This window comes from Robiginitalea myxolifaciens (genome assembly GCF_900115205.1).
Classification (GTDB): domain Bacteria; phylum Bacteroidota; class Bacteroidia; order Flavobacteriales; family Flavobacteriaceae; genus Robiginitalea; species Robiginitalea myxolifaciens.
Genome location: NZ_FOYQ01000001.1, coordinates 275,851 through 289,237, shown reverse-complemented (window position 1 = coordinate 289,237; position 13,387 = coordinate 275,851). Strand labels below are relative to the sequence as shown.

The window sequence follows — 13,387 nt, the reverse complement described above, 5'->3', positions numbered from 1 at the left end:
GGATTAATTTGCGGTTTCCTCATTCTGGTTTCGAGTACCGTAGAAATAGAGGGAATGATTGTTAATTTTTATATCGAAAACTTCTTCGATGGTCTTCTTGATAGACTGAATACGCGGGTCGCAGAATTCGACCACCTCGCCGGTATCCGTCAGAATAACGTGATCGTGCTGCCTGTCGAAATAGGATTTCTCATACTGTGCCTGGTTTGTTCCGAATTGGTGACGGCGCACCAATTTACATTCCAGCAGGAGTTCGATTGTGTTGTAAAGCGTTGCCCGGCTCACCCGGTAATTTTTATTCTTCATTTTGATATACAACGACTCAATGTCGAAATGGTCGTCGCTTTCGTAGATCTCACGAAGAATGGCGTAGCGTTCCGGCGTTTTACGGTGTCCTTTCTCTTCGAGGTAAGAGGTAAAGACATTTTTGACGATTTCCTGGTCTTTATTACCCATAATAATTGGCAGAAGTTCCGGGGGTAAAAATACGGTTATTATTTAGGAATTCGGGTACGGAAATATTATTTACGGGCCACCTTATCGATCCCGCTGATCTTCCTCAGGTTGTTCATGAGTTTTTTCAGGGTGGAGTTGTTTTTGACCACTACTGTAATCTCCCCGTTAAACGTCCCGCCTTCTGTATTGAAATTGATACGTCGCATGTTTACGTGCATCTCATCTGAGATCAGATCGGTAATGTCATTGATCAGTCCAATATTATCGATTCCGCTCATTTTGATTTCCGCGGTGAATTCCTCCTGGGTAGAATCGATCCATTTGGCAGGGATAATCCGATAGGCGTAATTCGATTGCAGCGAAATAGCGTTGGGACAATTCTTCTTGTGCACCTTGATGCCTTCGTTCACACTTACAAAACCAAACACTTCATCCCCGGGAATCGGGTTGCAGCATTTGGACAGCTTATAGCTTAAGCGTTCTTCCTCCTTGCCAAAAACGAGCATATCGAACTTGGAGGTGATCTCCTCCCTGTCGATATTTTCGGGTGCAGGCGACCGGCGAATCTTGTTCTTGAAGAAACTGATAAAGGCATTGTTGTAGGAGGAAGCAAAATCCCGGATTTGCTGGTTGTCAATAGTGCCATTGCCAACCCGATAGAATAAATCCAGGCTGGTTTGCAGCTTAAAGTAGGCTACAGCCTTGTTGATCGCATCTTCGTTCAGGTTTACCTTCAGGGATTTCAGTTTCCTTCTCAGGACCTCTTTCCCATCCATGGCCACTTCTTTCTTCTCCTCACGCAGCGAAGAGCGAATCTTGGATCGCGCCCTGCCTGTAGCCGCATAATCCAACCAGTTTTGATTGGGTTTCGCAGAATCTGAAGTAATTATTTCTACCTGGTCCCCACTGCGCAGTTCAGTATTCAAGGGGACTAATTTCCCATTGACCTTGGCCCCGCGGGTATGCATACCCACCTCGGTGTGGATATGGAATGCAAAATCCAATGGGGTAGCTCCTTTAGGCAGGGATTTCAAATCCCCGTCGGGAGTAAATACAAAGATCTCCTTGGAATAGAGGTTGAGTTTAAATTCCTCCACAAAATCCACGGCATTCCCATTGGGATTTTCCAGGGCATCCTGCAGGCGGTTCAACCAGATTTCAATGCCTTGTTCCTTCTGCTCGCCATGCTTGTACTTAAAGTGGGCCGCATAGCCTTTTTCGGCAATTTCATGCATGCGATCGGACCGAATCTGTACCTCGACCCACCGGCCTTTGGGCCCCATAACAGTAATGTGAAGCGCCTCATATCCGGTACTCTTCGGGGAGGAGATCCAATCCCGGAGCCGTACGGGATTTGGTGTAAAGTGGTCCGTAACTATGGAATAGATTTTCCACGCCAGGAACTTCTCGTTTTTCCGATCTGATTTGTAGATGATCCGGATGGCAAACTTGTCGTAGATCTCGTCAAAGCTCACATTCTGAGCCTGCATTTTCCTGCGGATGGAAAAGATAGATTTGGATCGGCCTTTAATTACATAATTCAGCTTTTCCTTGTCCAGGGATTCCTGAATTACGGAGCTAAAGTCGGCAATGTAGCGCTCCTGATCTTCCTTACTGTCTTCGATCTTGCCCAGGATATCCCGATATACTTCAGGTTCGGTGTACTTCAGGCTTAAATCCTCGAGTTCGGTCTTAATGTTGTACAGCCCGATTCGGTGGGCCAGGGGGGCATAGATGTAGAGGGTTTCCGAGGCTATTTTGACCTGCTTGTGCTCTGGCATGGAATCCATGGTAAGCAGGTTGTGATACCGATCGGCAATCTTAATGATGATTACCCGAACATCATCATTAAGGGTGAGCAACATCTTGCGGAAATTCTCCGCTTGTTGCGAGATATTGGTGTCCTTTTTCAGGTGGGCGATCTTGGTAAGCCCATCTACTATACGGGCAACCGTTTCCCCGAACATCTGCTCGATATCATCGAGCGTATACGGCGTGTCTTCGACGACATCGTGCAGGAGGGCGGCGGCAATGGATACGGCGTCCAGGCCAATTTCTGAAGCCACGATCTTGGCGACAGCTATAGGATGGAAAATATAGGCCTCCCCAGATTTTCTCCGCTGGTCCTTATGAGCATCTACCGCCACATCAAAGGCCTGCCGAATCAGTTTCTTGTCCTCAGGGGTAAGGGTCTGGTAACTGATACGCAGTAGTTCCTTGTATTGCTTGGCAATCTCCTTATTCTCGCGTTCTATGAGGGTTTGAGCAGGCATAAGTGATTTAAAAATAGGATAAATCCCCTATACCAACAACAAAAAGCGTGCCCCTCACGCCTGGACTGGAATCCAAAGCGTTTCGTCGGAATCCGGATCCGTAGGGTCGTACTCCGGGCCCATAATGGCTATGTGCGGCCGATGTGCCAGTTTAAGGCCTGATTGGGGCAGCCACTCCATATAAATACGTCGGTAAAATTCCTGTGGAGGGGCCATCCTTTGCCTGTACGTGAAAACCGCATACTGCCCTTCTGTCAGGTCCAGCACTTCGATTCCAACCGGCAGATCTTCGGCACGGGTAACGGCTACAGCCGCCCATTTCTGAAATTTTTTATTCGGGTCAAAATCATTGAAATAGTCCGGATCCGGATAGACTTCCAGGGAATACCGGTTTGGGTTGGCTCGATGAGCTATTTGCTTGATCTGCGGGCCAAAACCCATCCAAAGTTCACGGGTTCTATCGGACAACACGTTCATTTCCAGGTAATGTCCGACCAATAGGGTTTGCGGAAGTGTTCTGATCTCTGGGGTTAGTGGATCATTGGGCATAAATTCAGGGATTATTCAGGATTTTAATGGTGTCAATGGAAGCCTGGAAGGTAATGTTTTGTCCTGGTTTCAGGGATTTGGCCTCAGTTGCCGGTAGGCTGATCCTAATGGTCTGCGCTCCGGTATCGATTCGCAGCAGCACCTCCTTGCCCTCTAATTCGATTTCCAGGATACGTCCGCTTGCCTTCAGTGCGGCTTTGGGTAGGGGGATTTCTCCGGAGCCCTGATCCAGTGCCCGATCCTCGACTATTTTGCCAGCCCTGAGTTCGACCACGCGATCCGCCAGACGATGTAATTCGGAGGGATCATGGCTTACCATTATGGTCGTGGTCCTATATTCCCGGTGAATTTTACCCAGATAGTCCTGCAGTCGCCTCCGGATTGGGGCATCCAGGGCGGATAGCGGTTCATCCAGGAGGAGTATCCGGGGTTGCCGGACCAGGGCCCTTGCCAGGGCCACCCGCTGTTGCTGTCCTCCGGAAAGGACGCCGGGCATACTGTGTTGTAATTTTTCCAACTCCATGGTTCTCAGTAATTCAGGGATGCGATCCTTGTCTGAGGGTGAATTGGCAGCGAATTCCAGATTGCCCAATACGGTTAAATGCGGGAATAAGGCGTAATCCTGGAATAGGAAGCCGACATTCCTTTTTTGAGGCGGCATTGCTTTCCCTGAAGTTTCCAGCCAAGGGACTCCATTGATTTCCAACCTGCCGGAATCAGGAGGCATTAGCCCGGCAATCATTCGAAGCAGCGAAGTTTTTCCGGCCCCTGAAGCCCCGTGTATCCCGAGGAAGGTTCCGGATTCCAACTGCAAGTCCACGGCGAGCTCAAAATCGCCCTCAGGTCCATGGAGGGATTTGTTCAGTTGAACGTGCATCATCTCCAATACCTTTTAAGGATTCCACCATTGATCAGGTTTACACTAAGCAATATGGCAAAGGAAAGCCCGAAAAGGATCAGGGAATACGTGTGCGCAGCGGCATAGTTCATTGTTTCCACTTCCTCGTAAATGGCAATGGAAGCGACCCGGCTCACCCCCGGAATACTGCCCCCGATCATCAAAACGACCCCGAATTCCCCTACAGTGTGCGCGAATGATAATACCAGGCCCGTGAATAGTGCAGGTCTGATATTGGGGAGTAATACCCGGAAAAACGTGGTCAGCCGGTCTTTACCCAGGATATAGGAGGCTTCAGCAAGGGAAGGAGGCAGACTTCTCAATCCGGCCTGAATAGGGTGGACCATAAAGGGGAGGCTGTAAAGTACTGAGGCCAATACCAACCCGGGAAAGGAAAAAACAAGTTGAATCCCCAGGTGTTCGTCCAGCCATTGACCAAAGGCATTTGAGGGGCTAAAGGCAATCAGAAAGTAAAAGCCGATAACGGTCGGTGGTAAAACCAGAGGCATACTTACCAGGGTATCCACTACAGATTTAAGCGGACTCCGACTTTTTGAGAGCCAGGCTGCAAGGGGCAGGGAAACCAGGAGCAGCACCAACGTGGTCGTCAGCGCGAGCTTTAAGGTGAGCAATAAGGGCTCCCAATTCATGGGTAAGGCATTTGATCCGGCACAACATAGCCATATTCTTCCAGAATTTCGCGAGCATCCTTTGAAAAAAGATAGGCGAAAAATTTTTCAGCTTCTTCCCGTACTTCTTTTGAATTTTCGAGAAGGCATGCCGACTGAGCTATTGGCGTGTAAAGCTCCTGTCCCACCAGGATATGACTACCCTTTTCTGATAACCTTGGAGAACGTACCGTAGATAAGGCTGTAAATCCTGCTACAACACTTTGGCTGGCGATAAATTGGTTTACCTGGGAAATGTTCTCCCCGGTTACCAATTCCCGTTGGTTCACCCGTCCGGAATCCAAACCCTTAAGAACCTCCAGGGCAGCCCTTCCGTAAGGTGCCATTCGGGGATTCGCTATGGCGATGGGTCCGAAATCGGGATCCTGGAGGCGTTTCAGATCGGCCGGTATTTCCGGGTTCATACTCCAAAGGATCAGTTGCCCCTGCGCATAGATTTTAGGGGGTTTCGATATCAATCGCTCCCGATAAAGCGTATTGGGATAAGTGGTGTCGGCAGATACCAGAATGTCGTAAGGTGCGCCTTCCCGGATTTGGGCCACCAGTTTCCCAGAGGACCCTGAAATCAATTGGGGCGGCAATCCCCCTGCGGCGGCATATTTACCCGCAATCTCCTCCAGGGGTTCCCGCATATTCGCTGCTACGGCAATGCGAATGCGTTGCGGATTTTGATCGTTCCGGCATCCCAACAAGGCGAAAAGGGTGGTCAATACAAGCATATAGCCGGCGTAAGAACCTTTCTTGATAGGACCCGTTAACTGCACCTGAGGTTTACTGGATGTTGCGAATAAAATGGTAGGTAAATCCGATAATCTCCGCATAATTTGCCTTGGAAATTTTTTCATCAATACCGTGAAATCCTCCGATGTTATCCTTGTTTATCCGCATGGGATAGAAGCGGTAGACATCTTCGGAGACATCGTAAAAGTAGCGGGCATCTGTACCTCCGCCCACCAGTCCCGGTATCACAGGGACATCGCCGAAGAGTCCGCGGATGGTCGTTTGCAGCGTGGTGTACCCCTTGGATTCCACGGAAGAAATCCGGGAAGGATTGGTCTTGAAACCAAGCGGTTCAATTTGGATGGTGTCATGTACTGTTTCCCGGATATGCGCGGCAACGGTCTCGATACTTTCGCCTGGGAGTATGCGGAAGTTGACCGTGGCCTCAGCTACCGTTGGAATAACATTATCCTTGACCCCGCCCGATATGATCGTCGGGGCAGTAGTGGTATGCGCATTAACGGTTTCCAGGATAAAGGGACCGAAGAGCCAGGGATTCGCGACAGCCATTCGTTGGGTAAATGGCAATTCCGGGCCCAGGGCCTCAAGCATTTGCGGTAGGGGGGAAACCATTTTGTATGGCAATTGGTTTTCTTCCAGATCTACGATGGCTTTGGCCAGGATACCCACGGTATTTTCACTGGGAGGCATTGAGCTATGCCCTCCGGCAGTTTCGACCCTGAGTTTATAGCTCACATATCCTTTCTCGGCCAGGTTTACCAGCGCAACCGATCCTTCGATTCCAGGGACCAGACCGTCGGCTAAATTTCCACCTTCATCGAGGGTAACCAATGCCTCAACGCCTTGGTTTTTCAGGTATTTTGCAATTTCATTCGCCCCATTGTGCCCGCCGATTTCCTCGTCATGCCCAAAGGCAAAGTAAATCGTTCGTTGCGGTCGGAAGCCTTCGGCAAGGAGCATTTCTGCACTTTCCAAACCGGCGACCAGGGTACTCTTGTCGTCCATGGCCCCACGACCGAGGATATGGGTATCGGTCATGACTCCTTCAAAGGGACCGGCTTCCCAATCGGCGAGTGTAGGTTCGTCTACCGGAACAACATCCTGGTGCGACATCAGGATAACAGGTTTTAGCGAAGTATCGCTCCCTTGCCATTTGTAGAGCAAACTGTAGGTGCTGATTTTTGTGAGTTCCATTTCCTGGTGTACCCGGGGGAAACTCTTTGCCAGAAACCGGTGTAACCCAAAGAACGCCGCAGAATCAGGAGGGGTATCTTCATTAAAGGAGATGGTCTTATAGGTAAGGGCACCCGCCAGTCGGTAATATGCCGAATCGCTAATCTCGGGCATGGCCAGCGGTTCTGCCTCGACCTGCTGGGAATTCATCGTAAGGGTATTAAACAGGACAATAGCTATCACAGCGATTATGAGTAATAGCAAGATTCGCAAGATTCTTTTCATATCGGATTAGGCTTCTGAAGTTTTTGACTATTGACGAGTTTCCGGAAACGGAGCGGTACTAAATGTAGGTCTAATTCCCGTCATTTCCCACTGGGAAAGGGCGATAGGAATATTCCCGATTTTATTGAGTTGATCCATGTAAGCCTGCAGGTTAAAAGGACGATCCTGAGACTCCATCAGCCGCGCTACCTCCATCATTGTCTGCTCAAAAAGGTATTTCCCGGTAATGTAGCTGGTGCCGTACCCGGGCTGCCGCATGTAGAGGTGTTGTTCGAACCGGAGTAATTCGGGTTCGGTTTTCATCCAACCGCGGGGGGTATATTCGGAATGAATCCCACCGGCTTCTTCCATGGTCATTAAATTGGCGTGCGCATAAAGACTGCCTAAGCCTCTGGCAGCACGTTGGGAAATCATGATGTAGACAATTTCCCGGGATCGGGGCTGATTATCATATAATCCAGCCTGCATGAAAGTTTCTTCGACCGCAGTGGCGACCCCTTCATTCCTGGAATCAAAAATATTGTAGCGCAACGGACCCCTGCGCACTTCGCGGCTGTTCGGTTCTGTATCCATACGAGCCAGTTCAAACCAATGATAAAAATGGGAATAGAGCGGTCGGGGATCGTAATGCGTGGCAATCCAAAAGAAATTTCGGGTGGCTTCGGGCACGAAGGCCCCCAGGTGTTCCCTGAGCGCGGGTTCAAAATACGGGGCCACCGTTACAATTTCTTGCTGATCCAGGAAGTCGATCAAATTGCGCGCGGCGGCATCGGCCCGCTGATCGTACTCCTCAGGGGAAGCAGCTGCTTCGAGAACCGGTAAGTCGCGGTTTCGGTGCTCTTCCAGTTTCAGGGAGCTCCAGGATCGGGCCAGCTCCCGCTTCAGGAGCATCACCTCGTCCTCCCAGGTTAGGGGAACCAGGTGGACATTTTGCAGGTACCAGGTATAGGCTTCTTTGCCAATTCCCGAGGGACCTGTTTTTTTAGGGGCTTCCGACCGGAGCCATTCTATCAGTTCCGTAGTGCTTTCTACCGCGTCAACGATAATCTTCAATAATTCCTTGTCTTCTTGTACGCCGGGCAATTTTCCGATATCCAGAAGATCGATCAGTTGGGTCTCGATATCCCGAATACCGGCGATCCAGAGTTCCCGTGCATTGCCAGTAAGGTTTTCCCGGGCCTGCTTGTTTATTGCAGGGATCACTTGTAAATCGGATATAAACCGACTTCGACTGTCGGTGTCCAGGGGGAATTGGTATTGCCAGAGTTCCGTTATCCGATGGTGGGTAGGCCCTTCGTGATCCGGGACATCACTTCGCGAAAGCCATAGGGATTTGTAGAAAGCGGGATCCCGCTTCCAGGGTTGCAGGATTTTGTCATTGAAGCGATAGCCGTTCATTTCCGCCCGCACAAGCATCCAATCTACCTGGTCGGCAACAGGCCAACCCACGGTATCCAAAGCTTCCAGGTTATCTTCGAGTTCCAGAAATGTTCCCCACCGGGCCTGCCTTCCCCCTACCGTGTAATCGGGGGCACCCTCCCGCATGGGAGGCGTTTCAAATGCCCGCCACTCCGCGAAGAGTGCGCTCAGGGAGGGGTTGGACTGTGGGTTGCCGGAATCATTTGTTTGCGCCTGCAAAGACTGCCCTAACAGTAGCACAAAACACAGGGAAAAGAAGCGATTTGTTTTCATCCCGGAAAAGATACAAAAACGCTAATTCCCGTAAATAGTTTTTACCTAAGATGTATAAGTAAAACCTATGGTATTTTGAATACAATAAGATTCAATTATGTTAATTTTGAAAGAACCTAAACGGGTGTGGCGATCAGCAGCATTTGCAGACGCATTATTCCCGTAGCGTACACAAGAATAAAAGGATCCTGACATCGGTTTTTGAAGTCGGGATTTTCTAACACATACCTAAAATCATCGAACAAATGTCTGAGAACAACAACCCACATGCATCCAATGGCCAAGCCTGGGATGTCAATGATTCCAATGCAGCCAATTGCCCTTTCTTAAATGGCCAATTGAACAATGCTGCCGGGGGAGGGACTACCAATCGCGATTGGTGGCCCAATGCCCTGAACTTGAATATCCTGCGTCAGCATTCCGAGAAGGCCGACCCGATGGATCCGGATTTCAATTATGCCGAAGCCTTTAAAAGCTTAGACCTGGAAGCACTAAAACAGGATCTGCGAGACCTGATGACGGATTCCAAAGATTGGTGGCCTGCAGACTACGGGCATTACGGACCTTTCTTTATTCGTATGGCCTGGCACGCCGCAGGAACCTACCGAATTGCGGATGGACGCGGAGGCGGAGGAACGGGAGCCCAGCGTTTCGCACCCCTCAACAGCTGGCCGGACAATGCCAACCTGGATAAAGCCCGCATGCTTTTATGGCCGATCAAAAAGAAATACGGAAAAAAGATTTCCTGGGCCGACCTTTTGATCCTTACTGGAAATGTAGCTCATGAATCCATGGGACTGCCTATGTATGGATTCGCTGGGGGACGGGAAGACATCTGGCAACCAGAAGAAGATATTTACTGGGGATCTGAAACAGGCTGGCTCGATAACGATGCCCGCTACGATGAAGACGGAAGCCTTGAGCGTCAAATGGGTGCAGCCCACATGGGACTCATCTACGTAAACCCGGAAGGACATAACGCAAATCCCGATCCGGTGGAAGCAGCTCACTACATCCGCGAGACTTTCGGACGTATGGCCATGAACGATGAAGAAACCGTTGCGCTGATCGCCGGTGGACACACCTTTGGAAAGACCCACGGAGCGGCCAAGGATACCGATTGGCTGGAAGCTGAACCTGCGGGAGCCACCATCGAAATGATGGGAATGGGTTGGAAGAGCAACTATAAATCCGGAGTCGGCGCCGATACCATTACCAGTGGTCTGGAAGGTGCCTGGACGGATACGCCAATAAAATGGAGCCACAAATATCTGGAGAACCTGTTCGGCTATGAATGGGAACTCACCAAGAGCCCTGCAGGGGCCTGGCAGTATAAGCCTAAAGATGGTGCCGGGGCTGGAACAGTGCCGGATGCACATATCGAAGGCAAAATGAACGATCCGTTCATGTTGGTTACTGATATTTCGCTGCGTATGGATCCGGCCTACGAAAAAATTTCCCGCCGTTTCCTGGAAAACCCGGAGGAATTCAAAGAGGCCTACCAAAAAGCCTGGTTTAAACTTACCCACCGGGATATGGGTCCAAAAGCGCGATACTTAGGGGCAGAAGTACCTGCAGAAGACCTGATCTGGCAGGACCCAATCCCTGCAGTAGACCATGAACTCGTTAGTGAAGCAGATATTGCCAACCTTAAGAAGGAAATCCTGGCCACCGGAATGGATCGCGCAGCGTTTATCCGCGCAGCCTGGGCTTCGGCTTCCACCTTCCGCGGATCTGACTTCCGTGGGGGAGCCAATGGCGGACGTATTCGTCTGGAGCCTCAGGTAGCCTGGGAAGCGAATAATCCCAAGGAGTTGGCTAAGGTTCTCGACACCCTGACGGCTATTCAAAGTAATTTTAATAGCGCTGCCCAGGGAGGAAAGAAAATTTCCATGGCCGATTTGATTGTACTGGCTGGAGCGGCTGCAGTAGAAGCAGCAGCGAAAGATGCGGGTTTTGACATGGATGTACCATTTACACCCGGACGCATGGATGCCGACGCGGAAATGACGGATGCCGAATCATTCGAGCACTTGCGGCCTATCGCCGATGGGTTCCGCAACTATAAGGCAGGCAAATCAACCGCCAGCACGGAATCACTCCTTGTAGACAAGGCACAATTGCTGACCCTTACCGCGCCGGAAATGACAGCACTTGTCGGAGGAATGCGTGCCCTGAATGCCAACTTTGATGGCTCGGCTCACGGAATCCTTACGGACAAGCCAGGAGCACTGACGAATGACTACTTCGTAAATCTCCTCGATATGGGAACGGTTTGGAAAGCAACCGATGACGATCAGGAAGTCTTCGAAGGACGAGATCGCGGAGATGGTGCCGTGAAATGGACCGCTACCCGCGCCGACCTTATTTTCGGTTCGAATTCTGAATTGCGGGCCATTGCGGAGGTTTACGCTGCAGATGATGCACGGGAGAAATTTGCCTCGGACTTTGTTCAGGCCTGGACCAAGGTTATGAACCTGGATCGATTCTAATCTTTTATTGAATTAGCCTGGAACTCCAATAGGTTCCGGAACGAAAAAGCGGCCCTTAGGCCGCTTTTTTATTTAGAGAGGTTTCGTATCCGTTGAATCAACGGTGGATGTGAATAGTGTGCAAAAACGTAGGCCGGATGAGGCGTAAGGTTGCTGAGGTGATTTCTGGAAAGCTTCTTCAGGGAGGAAACCAGAGGCTGCCCTCCATAGGTTTTACGGGCATAATCATCGGCCTGAAATTCAAACTTGCGGGAGAGATAATTCCCAAAAAGGGAGGTCAGGGTAGAAATCGGACTGTACAACAAACCAAAGGCCAGCAGGGAGGCATGGAAGCTCACCTGGCTAACTCCGAGTGCACCAGCTAATTCAGGGCGGTTCAGAAACAAGGAGAGTACAAAAAGGGTAATTCCGGTAAGGATTACGGAAACAACCAGATTAATGATGATATGGTTTCGCTTGTAATGCCCTACTTCATGAGCCAGCACAGCAACGACTTCGTTTTCGTCAAGATCCTCCAACAGCGTGTCGAACAAAGCAATTCTTTTTTGACTTCCGAAGCCCGAAAAATAAGCATTCGCTTTTGTAGACCTCTTAGAGCCGTCAATAACAAAGATCTGCTTCAGACCAAAACCAACGCGCTCAGCATACTCCTCAATGCGTTTGCGAAGCGAACCGTCTTCAAGAGGTCGCTGTCGGTTGAATAAAGGAACAATCAGCCTGCTGTAAAATAAATTAGCCAGTATGCTGAACGCTGTTATCAGTGCCCAGGCGTATAACCAAAAGGAGGGACCTGCCCAGGTGTAGAACCAATAGATTGCGCCCAAAAGCAAAGCCCCGATAAGGGCTGCCAGTACCCAGCCTTTGAGCAGGTCGGCCAGGAATAATCCGGGAGTGGTCCGGTTGAATCCGAAACGGGCTTCGATCCCGAATGTTCCGTAAATTTTAAATGGAAGGCTGAACAAATCATTACCGAAATACAGCAAACCAAAAAAGAAAAACAATTGCATCATCGGATCCGGACTCCACTGACGAACCAGCAAATCCATCCACTGAAATCCACCAAACACCAAAAAGCCAAGCAACAAAAGCAGGGAAAAAGTCGAAGAAACCAGGCCAAAACGGTAATTAACCAACTTGTATCGTTGGGAACGCTCATATTCTTCTTCACTATATAAGTCGCTGAGTTCAGCTGGGGGAGGGGCAGTAAATTTCCGCGCATTTAAATAGTCCAGGATAAGGTCGGTCACGTAATCCAGCACGAGAATAGTCAGAAGCAGGGGGAAGAGGGTGGTTTCGGTCAATGGATGGATTTTAGTGGAGTAAAATAGCCAAAATTTACAAGCTGCGCTGCCGGCGCGCTTCGAATATCAAAACAGCCGCAGCTACCGATACATTGAGCGAATCTATAGCTCCCCGCATGGGTATTACAATGGCCGAATCAGCCGCTTCAGTCCAGGGGGTCGTCAATCCGGTAGCTTCTGTGCCCACGGCAATTGCGCAGGCGTTGCCGAAATCGACATCGTGGTAATCCTTTGCTCCTTCCAGGCTCGCTGCAAACAGCTGTATGTTCTTGGATTTTAACCAGTTTATGGTTGCTGAGGTTGAAGCTGTGGCTATGGGTACGGTAAATAGGCAGCCTACGCTGGATCGTATGGTATTTGGATTGTATAAATCCCCCAGGAGGTCAGCGATGATCACTGCATCGACCCCGGCGGCATCCGCAGTCCTTAGAAGGGCCCCGACGTTTCCGGGTTTTTCAGGGGATTCTGCAATAAGAATCAAGGGGTTCTCAGAATCGAATTTTAAGTCGTCGAGCTCATGGGACTTAACGTGTAGCACAGCCAATACCCCTTCGGTTTTACCGCGAAAAGCCAGGTGGCGGTAAACCTCCTGGCTCAGACTCGTTCGCGGACAATCCAAATTGGGAAACATAGCGTTCAGCTCGGCCAAATCGATGATATCCGGACAGAAATAAAGGTGTGCAACCGTATATCCGCCAGCTAAAGCCAACCCCAATTCCCGTACTCCTTCCAGTAAAAAGCGGCCCGATTTCCTTCGGTCCCGGGATTTTCTATTCCAGTGCTCCAGCTGCCGGACCTCCGGATTCTGGAGACTGCTGATATGTTTGATATTAGTCAA

11 protein-coding genes are annotated in these 13,387 nt (G+C 50.0%); 1 reads left to right on the top strand and 10 read right to left on the bottom strand.

Annotated features, from left to right (window positions below):
* Positions 1 to 3: 3 nt before the first annotated feature.
* The 8 genes from BM318_RS01245 to BM318_RS01210 all read right to left on the bottom strand — a co-directional run bounded on the left by BM318_RS01245 (position 4) and on the right by BM318_RS01210 (position 8,756).
* The gene (locus BM318_RS01245; RefSeq protein ID WP_092980036.1) at positions 4 to 456 is read right to left on the bottom strand and encodes a Fur family transcriptional regulator; all 453 of its coding nucleotides are present in this window, start codon (positions 454 to 456) and stop codon (positions 4 to 6) included.
* A 65-nt stretch (positions 457 to 521) separates the two neighbouring features.
* Entirely contained in the window at positions 522 to 2,729 is a 2,208-nt protein-coding gene (locus BM318_RS01240; protein WP_092980035.1) for a RelA/SpoT family protein, read from the bottom strand.
* A 54-nt stretch (positions 2,730 to 2,783) separates the two neighbouring features.
* Positions 2,784 to 3,278: a GyrI-like domain-containing protein gene (locus tag BM318_RS01235; RefSeq protein WP_092980034.1), complete on the bottom strand. Its 495-nt coding sequence runs from the start codon at positions 3,276 to 3,278 to the stop codon at positions 2,784 to 2,786.
* A 4-nt stretch (positions 3,279 to 3,282) separates the two neighbouring features.
* Positions 3,283 to 4,158 (bottom strand): ABC transporter ATP-binding protein, encoded by an 876-nt coding sequence (locus BM318_RS01230; RefSeq protein WP_092980032.1) that lies wholly within the window; start codon positions 4,156 to 4,158, stop codon positions 3,283 to 3,285.
* On the bottom strand, positions 4,155 to 4,826 hold the full coding sequence (gene modB / locus BM318_RS01225) for a molybdate ABC transporter permease subunit (protein ID WP_092980031.1): 672 nt from the start codon (positions 4,824 to 4,826) through the stop codon (positions 4,155 to 4,157). Before modB ends, BM318_RS01230 begins: the two co-directional genes overlap by 4 nt.
* The gene (gene modA, locus BM318_RS01220) at positions 4,823 to 5,686 is read right to left on the bottom strand and encodes a molybdate ABC transporter substrate-binding protein (RefSeq protein WP_177218237.1); all 864 of its coding nucleotides are present in this window, start codon (positions 5,684 to 5,686) and stop codon (positions 4,823 to 4,825) included. Before modA ends, modB begins: the two co-directional genes overlap by 4 nt.
* Positions 5,637 to 7,064: a M20 family peptidase gene (locus BM318_RS01215; RefSeq protein WP_092980028.1), complete on the bottom strand. Its 1,428-nt coding sequence runs from the start codon at positions 7,062 to 7,064 to the stop codon at positions 5,637 to 5,639. Before BM318_RS01215 ends, modA begins: the two co-directional genes overlap by 50 nt.
* Before the next feature lie 27 nt (positions 7,065 to 7,091).
* Positions 7,092 to 8,756: a DUF885 domain-containing protein gene (locus tag BM318_RS01210; protein ID WP_218154975.1), complete on the bottom strand. Its 1,665-nt coding sequence runs from the start codon at positions 8,754 to 8,756 to the stop codon at positions 7,092 to 7,094.
* A 245-nt stretch (positions 8,757 to 9,001) separates the two neighbouring features.
* Between BM318_RS01210 and katG the strand changes: the two genes are divergently transcribed.
* The gene (katG, locus tag BM318_RS01205) at positions 9,002 to 11,248 is read left to right on the top strand and encodes a catalase/peroxidase HPI (protein WP_092980027.1); all 2,247 of its coding nucleotides are present in this window, start codon (positions 9,002 to 9,004) and stop codon (positions 11,246 to 11,248) included.
* Between the two features lie 68 nt (positions 11,249 to 11,316).
* Here the strand turns inward: katG and BM318_RS01200 are convergent, their stop codons facing one another.
* Both BM318_RS01200 and BM318_RS01195 read right to left on the bottom strand, forming a co-directional pair.
* Positions 11,317 to 12,549 carry a M48 family metallopeptidase gene (locus BM318_RS01200; RefSeq protein WP_092980025.1) on the bottom strand — a complete coding sequence of 411 codons (1,233 nt, stop codon included), beginning with the start codon at positions 12,547 to 12,549 and terminating at the stop codon, positions 11,317 to 11,319.
* A 34-nt stretch (positions 12,550 to 12,583) separates the two neighbouring features.
* Positions 12,584 to 13,387 (bottom strand): TrmH family RNA methyltransferase, encoded by an 804-nt coding sequence (locus BM318_RS01195; RefSeq protein ID WP_092980023.1) that lies wholly within the window; start codon positions 13,385 to 13,387, stop codon positions 12,584 to 12,586.